Annotated in this window: 21 protein-coding genes; 15 read left to right on the top strand and 6 right to left on the bottom strand. The window is 58.2% G+C overall.

Annotated features, from left to right (window positions below):
- Positions 1-52 precede the first annotated feature (52 nt).
- Positions 53-523 carry an RNA polymerase sigma factor gene (locus GN111_RS28800; RefSeq protein ID WP_170302503.1) on the bottom strand — a complete coding sequence of 157 codons (471 nt, stop codon included), beginning with the start codon at positions 521-523 and terminating at the stop codon, positions 53-55.
- Positions 524-663: 140 nt separating this feature from the next.
- Between GN111_RS28800 and GN111_RS28795 the strand changes: the two genes are divergently transcribed.
- The 5 genes from GN111_RS28795 to GN111_RS28775 all read left to right on the top strand — a co-directional run bounded on the left by GN111_RS28795 (position 664) and on the right by GN111_RS28775 (position 4092).
- On the top strand, positions 664-1254 hold the full coding sequence (locus tag GN111_RS28795; protein WP_155307053.1) for a TetR/AcrR family transcriptional regulator: 591 nt from the start codon (positions 664-666) through the stop codon (positions 1252-1254).
- Between the two features lie 25 nt (positions 1255-1279).
- On the top strand, positions 1280-1681 hold the full coding sequence (locus GN111_RS28790; protein ID WP_155307052.1) for an SCP2 sterol-binding domain-containing protein: 402 nt from the start codon (positions 1280-1282) through the stop codon (positions 1679-1681).
- A gap of 14 nt (positions 1682-1695) precedes the next feature.
- Entirely contained in the window at positions 1696-2913 is a 1218-nt protein-coding gene (locus GN111_RS28785) for a M24 family metallopeptidase (RefSeq protein WP_155307051.1), read from the top strand.
- Between the two features lie 455 nt (positions 2914-3368).
- Complete coding sequence (locus GN111_RS28780) at positions 3369-3647, top strand: integration host factor subunit alpha (protein WP_155307050.1); 279 nt, start codon at positions 3369-3371, stop codon at positions 3645-3647.
- Positions 3648-3693: 46 nt separating this feature from the next.
- Positions 3694-4092 carry a phage holin family protein gene (locus GN111_RS28775; RefSeq protein ID WP_155307049.1) on the top strand — a complete coding sequence of 133 codons (399 nt, stop codon included), beginning with the start codon at positions 3694-3696 and terminating at the stop codon, positions 4090-4092.
- Between the two features lie 64 nt (positions 4093-4156).
- Here the strand turns inward: GN111_RS28775 and GN111_RS28770 are convergent, their stop codons facing one another.
- Together GN111_RS28770 and GN111_RS28765 are read right to left on the bottom strand one after the other, a co-directional pair.
- Positions 4157-4345: a hypothetical protein gene (locus GN111_RS28770; protein ID WP_155307048.1), complete on the bottom strand. Its 189-nt coding sequence runs from the start codon at positions 4343-4345 to the stop codon at positions 4157-4159.
- On the bottom strand, positions 4342-4701 hold the full coding sequence (locus tag GN111_RS28765) for a hypothetical protein (protein ID WP_155307047.1): 360 nt from the start codon (positions 4699-4701) through the stop codon (positions 4342-4344). Before GN111_RS28765 ends, GN111_RS28770 begins: the two co-directional genes overlap by 4 nt.
- A 337-nt stretch (positions 4702-5038) precedes the next feature.
- On the opposite strand from GN111_RS28765, the gene map reads away from it, so the two are divergent.
- A complete protein-coding gene (gene map, locus GN111_RS28760; protein ID WP_155307046.1) occupies positions 5039-5932 on the top strand; it encodes a type I methionyl aminopeptidase in 894 nt (297 codons plus the stop codon).
- A gap of 31 nt (positions 5933-5963) precedes the next feature.
- Here map and GN111_RS28755 read toward each other — a convergent pair whose 3' ends face one another.
- Together GN111_RS28755 and GN111_RS28750 are read right to left on the bottom strand one after the other, a co-directional pair.
- Positions 5964-6833, bottom strand: coding sequence for a rhomboid family intramembrane serine protease (locus GN111_RS28755; RefSeq protein ID WP_155307045.1), 870 nt, complete (start codon positions 6831-6833; stop codon positions 5964-5966).
- Positions 6834-7004: 171 nt separating this feature from the next.
- A complete protein-coding gene (locus GN111_RS28750; protein WP_155307044.1) occupies positions 7005-7355 on the bottom strand; it encodes a hypothetical protein in 351 nt (116 codons plus the stop codon).
- Between the two features lie 334 nt (positions 7356-7689).
- Here GN111_RS28750 and GN111_RS28745 point away from each other — a divergent pair, with 334 nt between their 5' ends.
- The 8 genes from GN111_RS28745 to GN111_RS28710 all read left to right on the top strand — a co-directional run bounded on the left by GN111_RS28745 (position 7690) and on the right by GN111_RS28710 (position 20006).
- The gene (locus GN111_RS28745) at positions 7690-8349 is read left to right on the top strand and encodes a TetR/AcrR family transcriptional regulator (RefSeq protein ID WP_155307043.1); all 660 of its coding nucleotides are present in this window, start codon (positions 7690-7692) and stop codon (positions 8347-8349) included.
- Positions 8350-8504: 155 nt separating this feature from the next.
- Positions 8505-10619 carry an SDR family oxidoreductase gene (locus GN111_RS28740; protein ID WP_155307042.1) on the top strand — a complete coding sequence of 705 codons (2115 nt, stop codon included), beginning with the start codon at positions 8505-8507 and terminating at the stop codon, positions 10617-10619.
- 201 nt (positions 10620-10820) lie between these two features.
- The gene (locus GN111_RS28735; RefSeq protein WP_170302502.1) at positions 10821-13568 is read left to right on the top strand and encodes an SDR family NAD(P)-dependent oxidoreductase; all 2748 of its coding nucleotides are present in this window, start codon (positions 10821-10823) and stop codon (positions 13566-13568) included.
- Between the two features lie 50 nt (positions 13569-13618).
- Positions 13619-14827, top strand: coding sequence for an acetyl-CoA acetyltransferase (locus GN111_RS28730; protein WP_155307041.1), 1209 nt, complete (start codon positions 13619-13621; stop codon positions 14825-14827).
- A 5-nt stretch (positions 14828-14832) separates the two neighbouring features.
- Positions 14833-15975: an acyl-CoA dehydrogenase family protein gene (locus tag GN111_RS28725; protein WP_155307040.1), complete on the top strand. Its 1143-nt coding sequence runs from the start codon at positions 14833-14835 to the stop codon at positions 15973-15975.
- 3 nt (positions 15976-15978) lie between these two features.
- Positions 15979-17115, top strand: a complete 1137-nt coding sequence (locus tag GN111_RS28720; protein ID WP_155307039.1) for a CaiB/BaiF CoA transferase family protein — start codon at positions 15979-15981, stop codon at positions 17113-17115.
- A 72-nt stretch (positions 17116-17187) separates the two neighbouring features.
- A complete protein-coding gene (locus tag GN111_RS28715; RefSeq protein ID WP_155307038.1) occupies positions 17188-17844 on the top strand; it encodes a metallophosphoesterase family protein in 657 nt (218 codons plus the stop codon).
- A 161-nt stretch (positions 17845-18005) separates the two neighbouring features.
- Complete coding sequence (locus GN111_RS28710) at positions 18006-20006, top strand: oxidoreductase (RefSeq protein ID WP_155307037.1); 2001 nt, start codon at positions 18006-18008, stop codon at positions 20004-20006.
- 12 nt (positions 20007-20018) lie between these two features.
- Here GN111_RS28710 and GN111_RS28705 read toward each other — a convergent pair whose 3' ends face one another.
- Entirely contained in the window at positions 20019-21080 is a 1062-nt protein-coding gene (locus tag GN111_RS28705) for a 3-oxoacyl-ACP synthase III family protein (protein ID WP_155307036.1), read from the bottom strand.
- Between the two features lie 312 nt (positions 21081-21392).
- Here GN111_RS28705 and GN111_RS28700 point away from each other — a divergent pair, with 312 nt between their 5' ends.
- Positions 21393-22244 (top strand): secretin GspD/PilQ domain-containing protein, encoded by an 852-nt coding sequence (locus GN111_RS28700; protein WP_170302501.1) that lies wholly within the window; start codon positions 21393-21395, stop codon positions 22242-22244.
- The last annotated feature ends 75 nt before the right edge of the window (positions 22245-22319 follow it).

The raw sequence follows: 22319 nt of genomic DNA, 5'->3' as shown, positions 1-22319 counted from the left end.
CAAATGACGTTGTTCCTATCGTGAACGCCGAGAAGACGGGAATCCCTCGCATTCATTGGGCATCAAGAAGCGCCTTCAGCCTCAGCCGCGCCCGGTGAACGCGCACTTTCACATTGGTCTCACTGATCTTGAGCAGCTTGCCGATCTCCCGATATGAAAAGGCTTCGGTGGCCAGCAAGGAGATCAGCTCGCGGTCTACCGGATTAAGCTTTCCGATGGCATCGAGCATTCGCCCGAAGGCCTCCTTTTCCATCAACTGACACTCCGGATTGGCCGCCGAAGCGATCTCTTCATTATCGCCCAAAGCCTCCTCGCGCCGCTTGCGGACCGCATCCAGGGCTGCATTGCGGGCGATGGTGTACAAAAGGGCCCGGTTGCTGCCATTGCGCCCATAGCTGGAGAGGCAGCGGGCAAAGCTCTCCTGGGTCAGATCCCCGGCGAGTTGAACGTCCCTGGTCATCCGCAGCAGATAGGCGTAAACCCGATCTTTGTTTTCTCGGTAGAAACAGTCGTAAGTATCCACAGTAAACATATAACGGGAGAAATGGATAATGGTTACATGATCGTAGGACGGAAAATTTTATTTTACAATCAATGGCTGCTTGACTTCTATCCGCAACTCAAATAAATAAACAAATAAATTATTTGTTCATTATTATAACTATGAAGCCAAAAATCGAAAACGACATTATTTTTGCCGCCGCCCTGGAGGTTTTCGCCCGTTACGGGTTCAGGAAAACAACCGTTCAGGATATCGCCGACCGCTTGACCATGACCAAGGGCAATCTCTACCGCTATGCGAAAAACAAGCGGGATCTTTACGAAAAAACGGTTTCCTGGGCCCTGTTGCGCTGGCAGGACAACGTCCGCCGCGCCATCGCCGAAGAATCCGGGGTGGAGAATCAATTCCTGGTGATGTGCCGCAGCGCGGTGACCTACCTGGCCACCGATCGCGATCTCAGGCAGGTGCTGGCGGCAGACCCGGACATCTTTCCCATGTTTCCCGGCAACGATCCCTATGCGGCAATCAACGCCGCTTCCATAGAGATGGTCAAGACCCTGTTGAAACGGGGCATTCGGCTTGGGCGTTTTCGGAAAGTAGATATGGACACGGCGGCGGAAACCATTTTCGGCATCTATAAAATGCTGATCATCCGTGCATACATCCGCAACGAGGAGAAGCGCCTGGAGCAAATGTTCGAACAGGCCCTGGAATTGATGACCCACGGCCTGCTGCTACCTGATAGCAATTAACACCCACACTTATAGGAGGGCGGCCATGGCAGATCAACTAGTCTATTTGAGCGCCGAATGGCGCGACGAAGCCGAAAAGCGACTCAAGGCGGAACTGGAACCGGAGAAAATGAAACGCATCACTTCGTCCATGTCCAACATCTACACCCAATGCCCGGACGGCAAGGACCGCTATCTCTTTTTCGGATTCCGTGACGGCCGCCTGGAAACCCTTTCCGTCGGGGAAGGAGAACCGCCGGAAGCGGAGTTCCGGATTACCGGCGCCTACGACACCTTCGCCCGCATATCGAGAGCGGAACTCGGTTCTCAGCGAGCGCTGATGACCGGCAAGCTCAAGCTGAAAGGCAACATGGTCAAGGCCCTCAAGCTGGCATCCATCGCCGACCGGCTCAACAAGGTTCTCTCCACCATCCCTGCATCCTATTGATACGGAGGTTGCCCATGAATCCGAAAAACGATCCCTACTATATCGATTTTCCCGGCCGCATCCAGGCCATTCAGGAGGCCATGGCCAATGAAAACATCGACGTCTACTTAGGCTCGCGCCTGCGGACCCTCTCCTGGACCCTGGATGCCTTCTGCCCCTGGCGCAGTTTCGTGGTGATCCCGGCCCAGGGCCTGCCCACGGCCTTCACCTTCGTTATCGACGCCGCCCGGGTGGCCGATGACTCCTGGCTGGACGAAGACCATGTCCTGGGATTCGCCCCCATGGGCGGGCAGGACCAGATCGAACAGATATCCGACTGCATCCTGGGCCATCTGAAGGGAGGCAAAGGCCGCGTCGGCATCGAAAGCGGCATGTCCAATTATCTGCCCGAGGGCAACCTCACCCACTACGAATACCAGCAGTTTCAAGCCGCCCTGGCCGACGCTGAGTTGGTCAATGCCCACACCATCGTCGACCGGTTGGCCCTGATCAAGGATTCCGGCACCATCAACCGTTTTCGCGAAGCCTCGCGCATCGTCGATGTGGGTCACCAGGCGGTTTTCGAGGCCCTTTCCAACGGTGGCTACAAGGACATGACCGAAACGGAGATCGCCGGCCTGGCGGGCTATGCCATGCGCAAGGCGGGCAGCGAATGGGAATGGTCCTTTACCGGCGGCAACGAAATCGCCAGCGGGCACCGCACCGGATACATGGGAGGCGCCTGCACGCCGGCCACCCGCAAACGCGTTGCACCCGGCGAACCCCTGATGGTTGACATCCACGCCATGTTCAAACTGGGACTGGGCGATCATAGCCACAACTATTTTATCGGCAGCGCAACGGACCGCCAGTGGTGGCACGCCAACAACTTCATCGACATCGTCAAGCTGACCCTTGAAACTTACCGTCCGGGAATCACCCCGTCCCAACTGGCCGAAGAGATGATGGACTTTGCCGAGTCGCGCGAGTTTGCCGACTACATGGTTCCCGGCTTTGAACACGGCATCGGAATGATGGGGGACGAGTGGCGCATCGGCTTAAATGACGGCCCCTTTCCCTACTGGACCAATCCGGACCACGTCTATCGGGAAAATGAAGTCCTGATCTGTGCCATGCAGTATGCCTGTCCTGAAGAGGGGATCGGCTTTCGCTACGAAAATCCCATTGTCCTGACGCCCTCGGGCTGCGAGGCCATGTCCCGCTATCCGCTGGGAGTGGAAGTCATCGAATAATCTGAAAAGCCGGGCGAAACGCCGACGGCGCATCTCCCGGCTTTTTTAACCCACTTGAATCATAAAATAAATGGTCGGACCATCCCCGGATTGACCATTAATTTCGGGCCATGGTCCCTGCCGGATGGCGCCGGCATCCTTCCGATGAAGGCCAAACCTCATCATGTTTTTATGTGAAAACAGATAATCCCATATTATTTCTAATAGTTATAGAAAAACCCACACCTGACGCCCTTCACGCGATATCGGCACAAGTACTTAATTTTCTATATTTTCTTGACAAATGAGCCAACTCCTGACATCAAGTTAATCGTGATGGTCGTATTTATCACTAACAATTTAGGTGGTTAGCCGTATCGGCACGGTCTGACGCCGTTTTACGGTCGTTGCTGGATGCAACGCCGGGCGATTCAGGTCGGGATTGCTATACAAACTATGCGGAGGGGAATAGCAGCATGAGCCTGACAAAAGCGCAAATCGTGGAGAACATCCAGGATCAGACCGGACTCACCAAAATAAAGGCGACCGAAACCGTCGAGACCCTGCTTGAAATCATAAAAGACTCCCTGTCAACGGGAGAGAACGTTCTGGTCAGCGGGTTCGGAAAGTTCTGTGTGAAGGAAAAAAAGAAACGCAAAGGCAGAAACCCGGCTACGGGAGAGGAAATGATGTTATCCGAGCGCCGGGTGGTTACTTTTAAATGCTCCGGCAAATTGCGCGACAAAATCAATTGATCGCAGTCGATTCAAGCATACCCGATCTCCGCATGGAAGACCTACCTTGAAAGGAATCGCCGTCAGGTGGCTGTTTCTAACGTTTGCCATTTTCATGGCCGCATACATGATTGATGGCATTCGCGTATCCGGGCTGCCCGCAGCCGTTATGGCTGCCGCGGTTCTGGGCATCCTGAACGCTTTCTTTCGCCCGGTCCTGCTGATTCTGACCCTTCCTTTGACCATTCTCACCCTCGGGCTGTTCACATTCGTCATCAACGCCATCCTTTTGATGATGGCATCCGGCGTCATCGGCGGATTCGATGTCGATGGCTTTGGAAGCGCCCTTTTGGGCTCCCTTTTTATCAGCCTCGTCAGTTGGCTGCTCACCATGTTTATCAGTGAACGGGGAACGGTGCAGTACATCGATCTGAAGCATAAGGGAGGCAACCGCTGGGAACCCTAGCCCGCACCATCAATCAGCTTTCAAACCCCTCAGTCTTCAGCTTTGACCTTTCAGCGTTACGCTTTCAACCATCCCCCTCCCCGTCCCGCAGCATCACAATATGCTCCTTGATTTCGTTCAAGACGAAATAGCGGGTCAATGCGTCGGCCATCTCTGCTGATGTCGGTGCGGCACCGGTCACCTGTTGAATGAAATCGGAGACGGTCTTCAAGGCATCGACCAGAACAGGATCTTTTTCAATTTGGTGGGTCATGTCTCTTTTCCGGGATGGGGTTTTCCGCAGACCTTGCAGCGACCGTCGGGGCCGATGACGCCGATGCAGTTGCCGTCGACACACAAAACTCGATCTTCCCAGTCGTCGGCGGCATCCTTCCCTTCCTCGGCTTCGAGCGCGTCGGTGTCTGGCATTTGTTCGCTGTCGGTCGATGCCTCGGGTGGAACACGGTTGATTTCATCCCCGGTTTCAGAGGCATCCTCCGCGGGTATCGGCAACTCGCCCTCATAGGGCAAACCGCAAACCTTGCAGCGTCCGTCGGAACCGACAACGCCGATGCAGTTGCCGTCGCTGCATAATACCCGGCGGTCCCAGTCGTTGTCCGTGTTGGTCATAGTATGCCTCCAGCAATGGATTAGGTAACGAATTTCTAACAGGCCCGATGGCGGCAAGCCAATCTTCGGCGGTTCATACCATAGACGATGCCGGTTCTCAAACAGGACAAACGATCCACGGCAATAAAAAATAACTAAAGGTCCGCGGCATCAGGGCCGATACTATCGGTAAGCGCTTAGAAATGAGTGCGCCAAACTCCTTTCCGCTCCTCTTCCTTGAAAAATGGCGGCCTGATCGGCCGCCATTTTTTTTGGGTTTGACAGTTCGATACCTGTTCCGATACATTCCCAATCTTGATATCCCAAGTCTGCAATACAATTAAAAAGGACCGTTTTGGTGAAAAAAAAGAAAGTCGACACGGGAAAAATCAGCCGGAATGCCCCCTGCCCCTGCGGCAGTGGAAAAAAATACAAGCATTGCTGCCTCAACAAAACCGCATCGCCCCCGCCCGATGACCTGCAATACGCCAAAAGACACCGCATTCGCATCAAGACGCCTGAACAGATCCAGGGGATTCGCCGGGCCGGACGCCTGGTCATCGAAACCCTGGATCTGGTGGCCGGCCATATTCGACCGGGTGCGGTTACCGAAGAACTCAACACCCTGGTTCACGATTTTACCATTCGCCACGGTGCCGTTCCCGCCCCACTGAATTACCGGGGTTTTCCAAAAAGCGTGTGCCTGAGTATCAACGAAGTGATCTGCCACGGCATTCCCGGCGGCCGGGTGCTTGAAGACGGCGACATCATCAACGTGGATGTCACCTCCATCCTGGAAGGCTATTATGCCGATGCGAGCCGTACGTTTTTCGTCGGCACGCCCGGAGCCGATGCCCGCAAGATCGTCGAAGTCGCCCGTCAGAGTCTGGCCATCGGTATGGCGGCCGTCAAGCCAGGCAATTCCGTGGGCGATATCGGCTACGCCATTCAGTCCTACGCAGAGCGCCAGGGCTGCTCGGTTGTCCGCGAATTCGTCGGCCACGGTGTGGGATTAGATTTTCACGAAGCGCCGCAGATCCCCCACTACGGCAGACCGGGAACCGGCGTCAGACTGATGCCGGGGATGGTGTTCACCATCGAACCGATGATCAATCTCGGTAAAAAAGAACTCGTCGTTCTCGACGACGGCTGGACGGCAGTGACAAAGGACGGATCTCTTTCCGCCCAGTTCGAACAGACCCTGGTGGTCACCGAAACCGGCTTCGAAAGCCTCACACCCTATCCGTTATAGCGGCAATTGGCGGCCCCATCCGCCTCAATGGTCAGGACGACCAGACGCCCTTCAGCCAGGCGGCGACCAGTATGGCAGCCGCCAGGACGCCACATAGGATCTGCCCTTTTTTTCCCATCCGGTCCTCGACCCACAGCTGGTAAACACCTCCCATCGGCAGCCCGCAGACAAAACCGAAAAGGTGGGCGCCCAGATCGCTGCGAGCGCTGGAACCCAGAAAAGCCAGCAAAGCCATGCCGGCCCCTAAGGCCGCCACCGCTTTTTTCCAGCCTCTGCCGAACAACACCAACCGCACCGCCTGCAGAGTGCAAAGAATCCCGACAGCGCCAAAAACGGCTGTGGAGGCACCAATGGAAAGATGACCGGCTGACACCACCATGGCGTTAACCAGATTGCCGGCCACGCCGCAAAGCAGGATCATCAGCCATCCAACGCCGTTGCCGGTAATGGCGCAGACGGCACCTCCAAAAAGCGCCGTGGCAGCCATGTTGCCGGCAATATGAGCATCGTCGGCATGCAGCACCAGGGCCGTGACACATCGGTAGCTTTCGCCGGATCGAATGCTGCGGGCTTGTGCGCCGAAGATTTTGAAATAATCGTCAGGAGCGGAGCTGGACATCACGGCCAAATGGACGCTGAGCAGCAGGACGGCCACAAAGACGCCGGAAAGGTTCATACGTTTGGCAGGACCGCGGGGAGTAAAATCCTGCGCGTCGATGGGCAAATTTTCCTCCCGATAACGCACGACGGCATCCAGGGCCGCATCGAGATAGGGCTCGGGGACATCGATGCGGTATCCTTCTTCGACGCCCACCACCCGATTGCCGATACCAACCGCTTTGAGGACGAGGCTGTAAGTATGGGCCTCCTCCCGGTCGAGATTGTTGAAAAGGGGCGTCATGGGTAGCCTGGAGGGAATACAGGTGCGACAGGCAAATGTCGGTCACCTACGAAAATCCGCCGCATTAGGCGCGGACGCTTCACGGGGACCGGGCCACGGACCGGTTTCGAATATCGGAAGAAGAGATGGGGCTAACGGAACCGCCCGGCGGTTCCAACCTGCAGACGGCGATCAATAATCTTTGTCGTCCGGGTCGTCGTCATCATCATCATCATCATCATCATCGTCATCGAAGTCGTCGTCATCCCCTTCGGAATCCTCCTCGGCTGCGGCCAGCCGCGCCTCGGCAGCCCTTATCAGAGCTTCTTCCCGTGCTTTTTTCCTTCTTTGGGCCACTTCCAGCGCGAGGGTTTGTTTGGCAGCCTCTACGGCCTGTCGGGCCAGCTTCTCGCCTCCCAACTCCAGGTAGGCCACAACGGTCCGGATCAGCTCTTCGTCTTTTTTCAAATCCACGGGAATGCGCCGGACCACGCGTTTGAAAGAACCCATCAGTTTTTTGGGGACTTCGATATCTTCGATCATGAAACACTCCTTGCATCGATTTTCGGTGGATGCATTATAAGTCCGCTGGCAAAAAAGTAAAGCGTTGAAAAAACCATAAAAAACCCGATATCTGCATTACGCTTCATTCCTGGTCGCTGCTGAACGCTGCTCGCGTCACACGCGATAGCCTTATTTCTTTGAATTCGCAAGACGTTATCTCGAATTTTTATACAGTCCTCCAAAAATTGGCCTTGACATTCAAAATGATTACCGCTTAATATTCCATCAAATGATGGAAACATTTATTGGAAAACATCTATTGGTCTTTATCAACTTCCCGAATTCATAATTTTTTACCAACGGACGACCGTCGATGCCCTCTACACTTGAAAAGGCCAGGAAAAATCCGGACTCCAACAAGGCCAGGATTCTGACCGCTGCCAGAAAACTGTTCGGCGAATACGGCTTTCAGGGGACGACGACCCGCATGATCGCCAAGGAGGTCGGCATCGACATCTCCACACTCTATTATCACTGGGGGGAAAAGGCCGATCTGTACGAGGCGGTGATCACCGACCTGAACGAGGGCATCGAAGAGCAGTTTGCCGTCATCGAACGCCGTTCCAGAGGCAAAGACCTGTCTGATCGCCTGGACATCGCCATCGAGGTCATGTGCGATTACCTGCACGAATCCCCCGAAATCTCCAACCTGCTGCTGCTGGGCTATTTCAGCAATTCGAAAACCGAAGTCAGTTTGGACGAAAAGGTGGCCGGGCACATCGCCAACATCGCCATTGCCATGAGACTGGCCGACGACAAGGAACACGTCAGTCCCCAGGCCAAAGCGCGCATCATGATCCTGTGGAACGCCGTGCTGAACTTCATCTCCGGGGAAAGCTTCTTTCGGCCCATTTTGGAAGTGGAGCAATCCGAATATCTGGACGTTGTAAAAGAAACTTTGAAAGACCTGTTGATTCCGGCCTTTACCGTCAGCACGAACACCGCGGGCGCGGCAATACCTAAAAGCGGCTAAAAACAATTCGCCAATGGCTCCGCAAAGCGGGTATTTGCCGGTTCAATCTGAAGGAAATTCATATAGTGCTGACCGATTGATCGCTGAACGGCGGCAAACCAACACCGACGGTAAACAACAATTTCTCTGTCTGCCAGCAAGAAGGGAGGAACACCATGGCACTCAACATGGATGCCATCGGAAAACCCATCGGCCCCATGAAAAAGGACTACACCTGGAAAGATGCGGTCCTGTATGCCTTGGGGGTCGGGTCGGGATTTTCCGAACTGGACTACTGCTATGAAAAAGATCTGAAGGTGATTCCCAGTTTTTCCATTGCCATGATCTTCGACTTTCTGTCCCAGGCGGCCATCGCCTCGGGGGTCAACCTGGCGGGTATTCTGCATGGGGAGCAGGAGTTGATTTTCCACAACCCCATCCCCTCCGAGGGCACCCTGACCACCACCGGCAAGATCGTGGACTACTATGACAAGGGCAAAGACAAGGGCGCCTTGATCGTCTACGACAGCGAGACGGTCCACTCCAGCGGCAAAAAGCTTTTCACCAGCGTCGTCACCATTTTCGGCCGCCTGGATGGTGGCTTTGGCGGCAAGGACCGCAAAAAAGAACCGGTGGTGTTTCCAGACCGGGAGCCCGATTTTACGGTCGAGGCCGCTCCATCCTTGAACCAGCCCCTGATCTACCGCCTCTCCGGGGATGTTTTCCACCTGCACGTGGACCCGGAATTCGCCAAGATGGCCGGATTCGAAAAGCCCATCATGCACGGACTGTGTACCCATGGCTTCGCCTGCCGGGCCCTGATCGCCTCCCTGGTTCCGGGGCGCCCCGAACAGGTTCGGCGCATGGCCTGCCGCTTCTCTAAAACCCTGTACCCGGGCGTCCCCATCCGCACCCTGATCTGGAAAACCGGCGACGGCCGGGCGGTGTGGCGCACGGTCAACGCGGAAAGCGGCGAAATCGTCATCGACAACGGCGAATTCGAGTACGGCGACATCCCCAAAGATGAGATCCGGTTCGACGGCCGCACGGCCATCGTTACCGGCGCCGGTGCCGGCTTGGGCCGGGCCTATGCCCTGGAACTGGCCCGGCGGGGCGCCAACGTGGTGGTCAACGATCTCGGCGGCGCACGCGACGGCGCAGGCGCAGGGTCCGCTTCCCCTGCGGACCAGGTGGTGGCGGAAATCCGGGAAGCCGGCGGCCAGGCGGTGGCAAACTACGACAACGTGTCCACGGCCGAAGGCGGGGCCAACATCGTTAAAACCGCCCAAGATACCTTTGGTTCGGTGGATATCCTGATCAACAACGCCGGCATCCTGCGGGACAAGAGCTTCGTTAAAATGGAGCCCGACAACTGGCAGGCGGTGCTGGATGTCCACCTGAAAGGCGCCTACAACGTCACCCGGCCGGCCTTTGCCGCCATGAAGGCGAACGGCTACGGCCGTATCGTGATGACCACCTCGGCGGCCGGCCTGTACGGCAACTTCGGACAGAGCAACTACGCGGCGGCCAAAATGGGCCTGGTGGGCCTGATGAACACCCTCAAGCTGGAAGGCGCCAAGTACGGCATCAAGGTCAACACCGTGGCCCCCATCGCCGCCTCGCGCCTCACCGAGGATGTCATGCCGCCGGATCTGTTCGCTCGCTCCAAGCCCGAATATGTCGCCCCGCTGGTGCTCTACCTCTGTTCGGACCGCTGTCCGGTCAGCGGCAACATTTACAATGCCGGCATGGGATTCTTCAACCGGGCTGCCGTGGTGACCGGCCCCGGCCGGGTGTTGGTCAAAGACGGCGAGGACCCCAGCCCCGAAATAATCCTGGAGAATTTGAAAGCGATTTCGGATCTTGCCGGCGGCAAGGAGTATCGCGATCTCAACGCCCAGGTCGGAGACGCCCTGGCGGCCTTCCAGGCGCCGGCTGCAGGCGCCCCGGCCGAAGCCGCAAAGGGCTTTGTATCGACGGCAGCCGTGTTCGAGGCAATGCCCGGCGCCTTCGTACCCGAAGCCGCAAAAGGGGTGGACGTGGTCTTCCAGTACAATATTTCCGGCGACGACGGTGGCGACTGGCACTGCATCGTCAAGGATGGCAGCTGCGACGTGGCCACCGGTGTCCACGGCAGTCCCGCCTGCACCTTGAAAATCGGGGACGAGGATTTTCTGAGCATGATGAACGGCCAGTTTCCCCCCATGCAGGCCTACACGTCGGGAAAACTGAAAATCGAGGGGGATATCATGAAATCCCAACTGATCGAGAAGCTGTTCCGGCTGAGTTGAGCATGAATGCGGATAAGTAGCGATAGAAATTCAAAACGATGAGAATAAAACTTTAATTTCAGGCAATTTCGTAAGAGAGCCGAGATCGAGGCTTGCGAGTCCCGAGGAACGAGGCGTACCCGGACGTACTCCGTAGTGACGAGGGATGAAGCGTAACGAAGATATCGGGTTTCTTACGGAATTGCCCCATGAGGAGTTGATATGGCTGAAATTATTGGCATTACCTCCTTCGGCGCCTACATCCCCCGCCTGCGCCTCGAGCGCATGGCCATCTTTCAAAGCATGGGCTGGTTCGCCCCGGCTACCGTCATGGTGGCCCAGGGCGAGCGATCCATGTGCAACTGGGACGAGGACAGCCTCACCATGGCCGTGACCGCATCGCGGGCCTGCCTCACGGGAATCGATAAATCCGGAATTGACGGCCTCTACCTGGCCTCCACGACCCTGCCCTTTGCCGACCGCCAGAATGCCGGCATCGCGGCCACGGCCCTGAACCTGAAAAACGAAATCCTGGCCGCCGATTTCTCCGCTTCCCAGAAAGCCGGCACCAGCGCATTGATCAGCGCCCTGGATGCCGTGAAGGCCGGCGACCGCAAACAGGTTATGGTGGCCGCCGCCGACCGCCGGGAAACCAAAGCGGCCTATTTCTACGAAATGTGGTTCGGAGACGGTGCCGCCGCCCTGTGTGTGGGATCGGACAACGTCATCGCCGAGTTTCTGGGCAGCCATTCGGTGTCCCACGACTTCGTGGACCATTACCGGGCTTCGGGCAAAACCTACGACTACATGTGGGAGGAGCGCTGGGCCCGGGACGAAGGCTACGCCAAGATCATCCCCGAAGCGGTCCAGGGGCTGATGGCCAAGCTGAACATTACCATGGAGGATGTGGACCGGCTGGTGTTCCCCTGTTTCTTCAAAGCCGAACACCGCAAGATCGCACGGCTGCTGGGGGCCGACAAGGACAAGGTGGCCGACAACCTTCACGAGGTCTGTGGGGAGACCGGCACGGCTCACAGCCTGCTCATGCTCTGCCAGGCCCTGGAAACGGCCCGTCCCGGAGACCGCATTCTGGTCGCCGGGTTTGGACAGGGATGCAATGCCCTGTATTTCCGGGTGACGGATGCGATCGCCGAACTGCCGGCACGCGACGGTGTCGACGGTTCCCTGGCCAACAAACTGACCATCGACAACTACCCGAAATTCTTAAAATTCCGGGATCTGATCCAGACCGAAATGGGCATCCGCGCCGAAGCCCCGACCCAGACGGCCATGACCGCCCTGTGGCGCAAACGGCACATGCTGCTGGGACTCGTGGGCGGACGCTGCGAAGCCTGCGACACGCCCCAGTTCCCCAAAACGGAGGTCTGTGTCAATCCCTCCTGCGGTGCCATGCACAGCCAGGTGGACTACGAATTCGCCGACCGGCCGGCCGCCATCAAAACCTTCACGGCAGATCTTCTGGCCGTATCCGTGGATCCGCCCCATTGCTACGGCATGATCCAGTTCGAGGGCGGCGGCCGCATGATGGCCGATTTCACCGACTGCACCATGGACGACCTGAAGGTGGGCCTGCCCATGCGCATGGTCTTTCGCAAGCGAACCGAGGACAAGGAGCGCGGCTTCGTCAACTATTTCTGGAAAGCCACACCGATTCCCGGCGCCGCCGAGCTGATGAACCGCATCCGCTTCGACGGCCAGGTGGCCGTGGTGACCGGAGCCGGCGGCGGCCTGGGACGGGTCTACGCCCTGGAACTGGCCAGGCGCGGCGCCTGCGTGGTGGTCAACGATTTCGGAGGCGCCCGGGACGGCTCCGGCGGCGGCTCCGCCTCTCCGGCGGATCTCGTGGTGACCGAAATCCAGGCGGCCGGCGGCCAGGCCGTGGCCAACTACGACAACGTGGCCACGGTCGAGGGCGGGGAAAATATCGTCCGGACTGCAATCGACACCTTCGGCAGCGTGGACATCGTCATCAACAATGCCGGCATTCTAAGGGACAAAAGCTTTACCAAAATGGAGCCGGAAAACTGGGATGCCGTCATGGCCGTGCATTTAAACGGCGCCTGCCATGTCACCCGGCCGGCCTTTGCCGCCATGAAGGAAAAGAGGTATGGGCGCATCGTTATGACCACATCGGCGGCAGGCCTGTACGGCAATTTCGGCCAGACCAACTATTCGGCCGCCAAAATGGCCCTGGTGGGGCTGATGAACACCCTCAAGCTGGAAGGCGCCAAATACGACATCAAGGTCAACACCGTGGCCCCTCTGGCGGCCTCCCGGCTCACCGAGGACATCCTGCCGCCGGAGATGTTCGCAAAGATGAAGCCGGAACTGGTGGCGCCCCTGGTGGTCTATCTGTGCAGCGACCGCTGCAGCGAAACCGGCGCCATCTTCAACACCGGCATGGGCTACGCCAACCGCGCGGCCGTTATGACCGGTCCCGGTGCCATCATCGGCAGTGAAAACCAGCCGCCCACCGTGGAACAGATTCATGCCCAGTGGGATCAAATCAACAACATGGAAGGGGCCAGGGAACTGTCCGACCTCACCACCGCTTTGATGGACCTGATGACGCCTTCGTCGGCGGCTGCACCCGGGCCGGCTCCCGCCGAGCCGTCGTCGGACGAGGAATTGACCGTCGCGGCCATCTTCGAGAAAATGCCCGACGCCTTTGTGGCGGATGCCGCTGCAGGCGTCGATGTGGTGTTTCAGTACTGCATTGATGGGCCAGGGGGAGGCGACTGGTTCGTTGACGTCAAGGACCAGACCTGCACGGTAACTTCCGGAAAGGCGGACAAGGCCACCTGCACCCTGAAAATCGGCGACGCCGATTTTGTCCGGCTCATCACCGGCCAGTTGCCCGCCATGCAGGCCTACACATCGGGAAAACTGGTGATCGAAGGCGATATCATGAAATCCCAACTGATCGAACGGCTGTTCAAGCTCGCCTAACCCCAACGCAGCAGGGGCCGCGACCGCCCCTTCCCCATAAAGGAGGAACCATGGCAACCGGAATCAAGGACAAAGTGGCAATCATCGGCATGGGCTGCACCCATTTCGGCGAGCGCTGGGACATGGGGGCCGAAGAACTGATGGTGGAGGCCTTCGAAGAGTGCCTGGCCGATGCGGGCATCGAGAAAAATCAGATCGAAGCCGCCTGGTTCGGCACCTGCCTGGAGGAAATCAACGTGGGCAAGACCGCCATGCCCCTGTCCACCACCCTGCGGTTGCCCATGATCCCCGTCACCCGGGTGGAGAACTACTGCGCCACTGGGACGGAAGCCTTCCGGGGCGCCGTCTACGGCGTGGCCTCGGGGGCCTACGACATCTGCCTGGCCCTGGGCGTGGAAAAGCTCAAGGACACCGGCTACGGCGGATTGCCCAACTTCGGTTCGTCGGCAGGCACCCTCACCTGGCAGTGGTGGCCGAACCTGACAGCCCCGGGCTCCTTTGCCCAGTTGGCCAGCGCCTATGCCGCCAAATACCGCATCAAGGACGCGGACCTGAAACGGGCCATGGCCCATGTTTCCGTCAAGAGCCACGACAACGGCCTGCTCAACCCCAAGGCCCACCTGAGAAAAAAGGTTACCGAAGACCAGGTCATGGCCGCACCCATCATCGCCCACCCGCTGGGTCTTTTCGATTGCTGCGGAGTCAGCGATGGATCGGCCTGCGCCATCGTCACCACCCCGGAAATCGCCAGAAGCCTGGGCAAGAAGGACCTCATCTCCGTCAAGGCCCTTCAATTGGCACTGAGTTCCGGAGAAGAGGTCGGCTACAACGATTGGGACGGCGATCACTTCATGACCACTACCCAATGCAGCCGCAAGGCCTACGCCGAGGCCGGCATCACCGATCCACGCAAGGAAATCAGCATGATGGAAGTTCACGACTGCTTCTCCATCACCGAACTGGTCACTTACGAAGATCTGCATATCTCGACCAGGGGCAAAGCGGTGCAGGACATCATGGATGGCTTTTACGACCGGGACGGCGGTGTGCCCTGCCAGGTGGACGGCGGGTTGAAGTGCTTCGGCCATCCCATCGGCGCCTCGGGCCTGCGGATGCTCTACGAAATGTACCTGCAACTGCTGGGCCGGGCCGGCGAACGCCAGATCGACAATCCCCGGTTCGGACTGACCCACAATCTGGGCGGATTTCCGTTCCAGAACATCTGCAGCATCTCGATCATCGGCAAGCATGGAGACTGAGGATTATGGACATTCTCACCTATACCCCCGAACACGAAGACTTCAGACAGCGGCTGCGCATCTTCTGCGAAACTCATGTCATCCCCCATGTCGACCGATGGGAGACGGAGGGCATCGTTCCCAAATCGGTCTGGCGCCAGATGGGCGGCAGCGGATTTCTCTGCCCGGCCGTGGATCCGAAATACGGCGGAATCGGGGGTGATTTCCGCTATTCGGTGATCGTGGCCGAAGAGATATCCCGCACCGTCCAGACCGGGCTGGCCGCGGCCCTGCACAGCGACGTGGTGGTGCCCTACATCGAATCCTACGGCAGCGAGGCCGTCAAGGAGAAATACCTTCCCGGCTGCGTCTCCGGCGAATGCATCACGGCCGTGGCCATGACCGAACCGGACGCCGGCAGCGACCTGGCCGGCATGCGAACCACGGCAGTGGAAGAAGGCGATACGGTGACCATCAACGGCGCCAAGACCTTCATCTCCAACGGCATCAACTGCGACCTGGTGGTGCTGGCGGCCAGGAACCCGGACGTGGAAAACAAGTACGAAGCACTCTCCCTGTATGTGATCGAGGACGGCACGCCGGGTTTCACCCGGGGCCGCAAACTGGAGAAAATGGGCTGGCACAGCCAGGACACCGCCGAGCTGTTTTTCAGCAATTGCCGCATTCCCGTGGGCAACCGCCTGGGAGAAAAGGGCATGGGGTTTCTCATGCTCATGGAAAAACTCCAGCAGGAGCGCCTGACCTGTGCCGTGGGAGCGGTCTGCGGCGCAGAACGCATGCTGGAGTGGACCATGGATTTTTGCCGCAGCCACAATCGCAACGGACGTCCCCTTTCTAAATCCCAGACCGTTCAGTTCGAACTGGTGGAGATGGCCGCCGACGTAAAGATTGGCCGCACCTTCGTGGACAAGCTGGTGGCCGACCACATCGAGAAGAAGAACATCGTGGTGGAGACGTCCATGGCCAAGTTCTGGACCACGGATCTGGCCAACCGCACGGCCGACCGCGCCCTGAGTATTCTCGGCGACCTGGCCGCCATGGAATCCTGCCCCCTGGTGCGGGCCTGGCGGGACGTTCGGGTCATGTCCATTTTCGCCGGCACCAACGAGATCATGAAGGGGATTGCTGCCAAATTTATGGGGTTATAGACCATGAATCCATCCGGCGCCTTATCCGGCATTACCGTCATCGACCTGTCCCGGCTCTTGCCGGGTCCTTACTGCACCATGCTTCTTGCTGATCACGGCGCCCGGGTCATCGCCCTGGAAGACCCGCGTTACCGGGACAGCGGGGAGTTCGTTGCTCCCGTCTACCGCAGCAAACGGCACATGACCCTGAACCTGAAATCCGGCCCAGGCCGCGAGATCTTTTTCAAACTGGTCAAAAACGCGGACGTTGTCGTGGAGGGCTTCCGTCCGGGGGTGGTCAAGCGTCTGGGCGTAGACTACGCATCCGTTTGCCGGGTGAATCCCAAAATCGTCTACTGCTCCATCACCGGCTACGGGCAGACCGGTTCCATGAAGCATGCGGCCGGCCATGATGTGAACTATCTGAGCCGCGCGGGTCTGCTGGACCTGATGGGAGAAAAAAACCGAGCCCCCGCCATTCCGGGCATCCAGATCGCGGACCTGGTCGGCGGCGGCATGAACGGCGCCCTGGGAATTCTCATGGCCCTTTTCCACCGGGAGCGCACCGGCCATGGCCAGCAGATCGACATCTCCATGACCGACGGCATGCTCGGCCTGCTGCCTGCGGTTCAGTTTTTTCAGGCTTTATTCGGCACCGAACAAACCCGGGGCGATACCTTTCTCGCCCATCGCTACGCCTGCTACAACACCTACGCTACGGCCGATGGCCGCTATCTGGCCGTTGGGGCCGTCGAAAACCGCTTCTGGCAGAACGTGTGCGATTGCATCGGCAAGCCGGAATATGGCCCGCTGCAATACGATGAATCCCACCGGGAAGAAATCATCGCGTTCCTGCGATCGACATTCAAAGACAAAACACTTGACCATTGGGAACGGGAATTCGATGGTCTGGATGTCTGCGTCTCCCCCGTACGGACCGTGGCCGAAGCGTTGGGCGATCCACTGTTCTCTCAACGGGAAATGATCCGCGAAATGGAAGGAGGAACTGCTGCCCTGGGCATTCCGGTGAAGTTTGGCGAAACGCCGGGTCGGATCGATTCGGCGCCACCGACCTTTGGCGAACATACCGACCGGGTTCTAGAGAATTTGGGATATGGTCAGCAGGAAATCCAAAAACTTCGACAAGAGGGTGTGATTTGATGCCCATTGAAAAAGTTCTAAGTGTTACGTGTTGAGTTTTAAGCGATGGTATCCTGTCGATTTATATAATCAATGGCTAAACAAACTCACCACAAAATCGGCATCATGGCCGACAGCCACGGCGATCCCGAATCCATCGATAAGGGCGCCGCTTTTTTGAGAAATCAGGGCTGCACAATGTTGGTGCATCTGGGAGACATCTGCGACTCCAACCGCTTCGACACCGCCGATGCCTGCGTGGACCGGGTGAGAACACTCGAAATCGTCGCCGTCAAAGGCAACAACGACCACACGCTGACGGCCGATGCCAGGGGGAGAAGAAATCCAGGCATCCGACCGGAAAAGCTCTCCTTTCTGGAGGATCTGCCGCTGTCGCTCACCGTTGGCCGGGTTGCTTTCGTCCACTCGCGGCCCTTCGTCAAACGATTGGGGCTGTCGGCCATGATCGGAACCATCGGAAAACGGGACGCGGAGACCTATTTCAAGGAAAATCCCGACGGGCTGCTGCTGCGGGGGCACAGTCACACGCCGGAAATAATTTACCGGATCGATCGCCAGGTTCACTTCGCTCCTGTGGATGCAGGACAAACCGTCGAACTGGCCGGCAAACGGCCCTGCATCGTCACCTGCGGCGCCCTGACATTCGGTGTCGTCATGATCTGGGAAAGCGGCGAAGACCGCCTGACATGCTGTTCCTTCAGTCCTAATCAGACGAGCATGAGAAAATGATCTTGTAGGATGTCGCCTTTCCGACGGATTCGTAAAAAGGCCGAGATCAAGGCTTGCGAATCCTGAGGAATGAGGCGTACTTTGGCGTACGCCGCAGTGACGAAGGATGAGCGTAACGCCGATATCGGCCTTTTTACGGATCCGTCGAGGAAGGAGTGCCAATGTATCGCTACCTGTTCAGCCCAATCACCATCAATCAACTGGAGATCAGAAACCGCATCGCCTATCCGTCCCTGGGGTTGCTCTATTCCTACGACAGCAAGCTCAACCAGCGCTACACCGATTTCTTCCGCGAACGGGCCCGGGGCGGCGCCGGTATTGTCACCGTAGGGCCCGTGGGCGTGGACTTTCTCGGTTCGGGCCTGCTGGCCCTGTCCATTGCCGATGATGCGGTCATCGACGACTTTGCCACGGTCACCGAAATCATCAAGGCCGAAGGCGCCCGGGCCTGGGTCCAGCTCTTTCATGCCGGTGCCTATTCTCATCCATTTCTCATCGACGGAAAAGACCCCATCGCTCCCTCGGCCGTCTATTCCAGATACAGCAAGACCACCCCGCGGGAAATGAGCATCGATGACATCCAGCAGGTTCAGAAGGCCTTTGCCGCAGCCGCCCGCCGGGCCGTGGCCGCCGGGTTCGACGGCGTGGAGATCATCGGAAGCGCCGGCTATCTTGTCACCCAGTTCCTCTCACCGCTGAAAAATCAGCGCACCGATCAATACGGCGGCAGCTTCGAGAACCGTCTGCGCTTTCCCGTCGAACTCATCGGAAAGGTGAGATCGGCCGTCGGACCGGACGTCCCCGTAACGATCCGCATGGCCGGCAACGATTTCGTGCCGGGCAGCAATACCGACCAGGAAACCCCGAAAATCGCGGCGGCCTATGAATCCGCTGGCGTGGATGCGATCAATGTCACCGGCGGATGGCACGAATCGCGGGTTCCCCAACTGCCCATGGAGCTGCCCCGCACCGCCTACGCCTTTCTGGCCCGCAACATCAAAAACGCCGTCAGTGTGCCGGTGATGGCCTCCAATCGCATTGCAACGCCAGACGATGCGGAGCGCATCCTGCGCGACGGGTACGCGGACATGGTCAACCTGGGTCGGGTGCTTATCGCCGATCCCTACTGGCCCCGAAAGGCGATGGAAGGCATCGCCGACGAGATCCGTCCTTGCGTGGCCTGTTCCCAGGGCTGCACGGACGAAATCTTCAGCGGCCGGCCGGTGTACTGCGTGGGCAATCCCCAGGCCGGATTCGAGGCCAAACGGGCAATCCTCGAAACCGATTCACCCAAAAAGGTCATGGTAATCGGCGCCGGTGCCGCCGGGCTGGAAGCGGCCGTCACCGCCGCCATCCGGGGCCATCGCGTGGAAATCTTCGAAAAGGACCGTGACCTGGGCGGTCAGTTGTGGATCGCCGGTGCACCGCCCCACAAGCACGAACTGTTGGAATTCATCCGCTACTATCGGGCAATGGTTCAGCGGCACGGCATCCCTTTGCACCTGAACACCACGGTGGACCTGGAATTGATCCGCAGCCATGCCCCCGACCATGTCATTATAGCCGAAGGGGCCAGGGCCCTGATTCCGCCGATCCCCGGAGCCGACGGTGCCGATGTGCTCGACGCCTGGCAGGTCCTCAAGGAAAATCCCATGCTGGGCAAACGGGTGTCCATCGTCGGCGGTGGCGCCGTGGGCCTGGAAACCGCCCTTTTCGTGGCGGCCCGGGGTACCCTGACGCCGGAGGTTGTTCATTTTCTCATGGCCTACGACGGCATGCCTCCCGAACGGATCAAGGAACTGATGTTCGCCGGCACCTCAAGCGTCACCGTTTTCGAAATGCTGGACAAGGCCGGAAAGGATGTGGGCAGGTCCACCCGCTGGATTCTCATGGACCGGCTCGACCGCTACGCAGTCACGATCCGAACCGGCGCCAGGGTCCTTTCCATCGGCAAGGGAGAGATAATCTGGGAGAGGGAGGATTGCCGGCACTCGGACCGTTTCGACACCATTATCCTGGCGTCGGGCTCCAAGTCCGAACGCCATCTGTCCGATCTTCTGGCCGATGCGGACATCCCCCACACTGTGGTTGGCGATGCCGTGGCCCCCGGCAAGCTGAACGACGCCATCCATGGTGGGTTTCTGGCGGCGTTGGAGATTTAGCAGCGTCTTGAGTCAGGGCAGACGATAGACCATGGCATTGATGTTCATGCCCGCCCCGACCGAGGTAAATACGACAACATCCCCGGAGGAAAGCCGGTGTCCCTCCAGTTTTTCCCTCATCATCAGGTCCAGCATGGTGGGAATGGTGGCCACCGAGCTGTTGCCGGCCCAATGGATGATCATGGGCATAATATCGTCAGGAATATGGGAAACGCCGTAAAGCTTGAACAGGCGGGCCAGGATGGCGTCATCCATCTTGGCGTTGGCCTGGTGCATCAGGATTTTTTTGACATTGCCAAGGTCCAGTCCGGCCTTGTCCAGGGCCTGCTTGACCACCAGGGGAACCGTTTTCAGCGCATATTTGTAAATGTCATGGCCGTCCATCTTGATATACAGCTCGTCTCCGCGATGGTTCGGATTGTAGGAGGGACCCAACCGCAGCAACCAGGCATTGTCCAGAGCATCCGTACGCGCCACGTGGGCGAGAATGCCTCCATCCGTATCGCCGGCCTCCACAACGGTCGCCCCGGCGCCATCGGCGAAAATCATGCAATCCACGTCGTGGGGATCCGACACGCGCGATAGAATCTCGGCACCGATCACCATAACCCGCCGGGCGTCTCCGGAGCGAATGTAATAGTCGGCCATGATCATGCCCTGAATCCATCCGGGGCAGCCGAAAGGGATGTCGTAGGCCACGGTGTAAGGATTTTCGATCTTCAGCCGGTGTTTGACCCGCGAGGCGATGGTCGGCACCATGTCCGTTCGCAGGTTGCCGGCCTGTACATCCCCGAAATTCTGGGCCACGATAATGTAGTCCAGGCTTTCCCGGTCCATACCTTCGAGGGCGTTTTGGCCCGCCATAAAGGCAATGTCGGTGGTAGTCAGCCCTTCGTTGACATATCGCCGCTCGCTGATGCCGGTAATATTGTGCAGGGTCTCGACGATCTGCGGATTGGGTTTTTCCACGAGGGTGTCATCCTGAGTATAAAACGTATTCCCGAGGAAATGGCTGTTGGGAATCGTTTCCGATGGAATATGGCTTCCCGTGGATATAATGATCGAACTGGGCATGATCCTCCTGCTCCTTAATTTTTTAGTTCATGAAAACTAAAGCATCGATGGCCAAATCACAAGGACCAAAGGGCGAATTCAGGTAAAACTATTGTCAATGTGGAATACGCGCTATCGCAGCAGCCCGACTGGATGTCGGGCGAACACCTTGCAGATCGGCCCGAATTGGGATAAAAAAAACTTCCCGAAACGTTCCACACCGGCCAGCATCCCGAACCTGCCTGTCGAAAAGGGATGCCGCTTCACCACAGGTTGTCTCCGGCCGACGATGAACAGTGGCCTTTTCAGGCTGCGAGGACAAGGGGTCCTGCCATGTACCTCCGTTTAACGAAACGCCCCATCTTGATCGGCATGACGATTTTATGTCTGCTGGTGTCGGTCCTGGCTCTGGCGTCAACCGACCGGCTGGCCGTAATCGAACTCAAACACCGAACGGCGGACGAGGTCATTCCGATCATCTCGCCGCTGCTCGAACCGGGCAATACCCTCAGCGGCGATGGTTTTCGCCTTTTCTTGACCACTTCCCCGGAAAACCTGATCCGGATCCGGGAAGTCATCGCCCATCTGGACCGGGCCTCGCAACAGTTGGCCATTACCCTGGTTCAGGGCGAAAATGCCCTGGACAACCTGAGCCGTATATCCGCATCCGGAAACGTTGCCATCGGCGACCATGTGAAGATCGGAGCGGGCGGTCGCCGGGACCAACCGCCGAACACGGTCGCCGTGGATGCCCAAAGCAGCCTTTCGACGCAGCGCAGCACCGATGTGCAGCGGGTCCTCGTCGAGGACGGCGCGGCCGCCACGGTTTATGTGGGGCTGTCCGTACCGGTGGTCCTGGGCAGCCCCGTTCATGGGGGCGTTCGCCATCGTGAGGTGGTGGGCTACCGGGAAATGTTTACCGGCATGCAGGTCTCCCCGCGGGTTTCGGGGCAGCGGGTGATCCTTGAAATCGAAACCCACCGGGATCGACCGGCGGGGAATCTTTCCGGGGAGGTGCAAACTCAGCAGATCCGGACCCGGGTCCGGGGGAGCCTGAACGAATGGATTGAAATCGGCGGCATCCTGACCACCGCCCAAGGAACCGATACCGGGTTGACCCACGGCCAGTCCGGCCGGACGGCAAAACGACGGCAAGTGTTCATCCGGGTGGAACCGGTTCATTGATTTAAAAAGCGTTGACAGGCTTTTGACTAAACGGTTAATTTGAACGATCATTTCTGAAAAAGACCGCCGAGCGAA

This window comes from Desulfosarcina widdelii (genome assembly GCF_009688965.1).
GTDB classification, from domain to species: Bacteria; Desulfobacterota; Desulfobacteria; order Desulfobacterales; family Desulfosarcinaceae; genus Desulfosarcina; species Desulfosarcina widdelii.
The sequence above is the reverse complement of the archived record's forward strand: the minus strand, read 5'-3'. Positions and strand labels throughout refer to the sequence as shown.

Bases quoted from the DNA above. Each gene is read 5' to 3' on its own strand.
- GN111_RS28795 (WP_155307053.1), top strand. From the start codon at position 664: ATGAAGCCAAAAATCGAAAACGACATTATTTTTGCCGCCGCCCTGGAG.
- GN111_RS28790 (WP_155307052.1), top strand. From the start codon at position 1,280: ATGGCAGATCAACTAGTCTATTTGAGCGCCGAATGGCGCGACGAAGCC.
- GN111_RS28785 (WP_155307051.1), top strand. From the start codon at position 1,696: ATGAATCCGAAAAACGATCCCTACTATATCGATTTTCCCGGCCGCATC.
- GN111_RS28780 (WP_155307050.1), top strand. From the start codon at position 3,369: ATGAGCCTGACAAAAGCGCAAATCGTGGAGAACATCCAGGATCAGACC.
- GN111_RS28770 (WP_155307048.1), bottom strand. From the start codon at position 4,345: ATGACCCACCAAATTGAAAAAGATCCTGTTCTGGTCGATGCCTTGAAG.
- GN111_RS28765 (WP_155307047.1), bottom strand. From the start codon at position 4,701: ATGACCAACACGGACAACGACTGGGACCGCCGGGTATTATGCAGCGAC.
- GN111_RS28755 (WP_155307045.1), bottom strand. From the start codon at position 6,833: ATGACGCCCCTTTTCAACAATCTCGACCGGGAGGAGGCCCATACTTAC.
- GN111_RS28750 (WP_155307044.1), bottom strand. From the start codon at position 7,355: ATGATCGAAGATATCGAAGTCCCCAAAAAACTGATGGGTTCTTTCAAA.
- GN111_RS28745 (WP_155307043.1), top strand. From the start codon at position 7,690: ATGCCCTCTACACTTGAAAAGGCCAGGAAAAATCCGGACTCCAACAAG.
- GN111_RS28740 (WP_155307042.1), top strand. From the start codon at position 8,505: ATGGCACTCAACATGGATGCCATCGGAAAACCCATCGGCCCCATGAAA.
- GN111_RS28735 (WP_170302502.1), top strand. From the start codon at position 10,821: ATGGCTGAAATTATTGGCATTACCTCCTTCGGCGCCTACATCCCCCGC.
- GN111_RS28730 (WP_155307041.1), top strand. From the start codon at position 13,619: ATGGCAACCGGAATCAAGGACAAAGTGGCAATCATCGGCATGGGCTGC.
- GN111_RS28725 (WP_155307040.1), top strand. From the start codon at position 14,833: ATGGACATTCTCACCTATACCCCCGAACACGAAGACTTCAGACAGCGG.
- GN111_RS28720 (WP_155307039.1), top strand. From the start codon at position 15,979: ATGAATCCATCCGGCGCCTTATCCGGCATTACCGTCATCGACCTGTCC.
- GN111_RS28715 (WP_155307038.1), top strand. From the start codon at position 17,188: ATGGCTAAACAAACTCACCACAAAATCGGCATCATGGCCGACAGCCAC.
- GN111_RS28710 (WP_155307037.1), top strand. From the start codon at position 18,006: ATGTATCGCTACCTGTTCAGCCCAATCACCATCAATCAACTGGAGATC.
- GN111_RS28705 (WP_155307036.1), bottom strand. From the start codon at position 21,080: ATGCCCAGTTCGATCATTATATCCACGGGAAGCCATATTCCATCGGAA.
- GN111_RS28700 (WP_170302501.1), top strand. From the start codon at position 21,393: ATGTACCTCCGTTTAACGAAACGCCCCATCTTGATCGGCATGACGATT.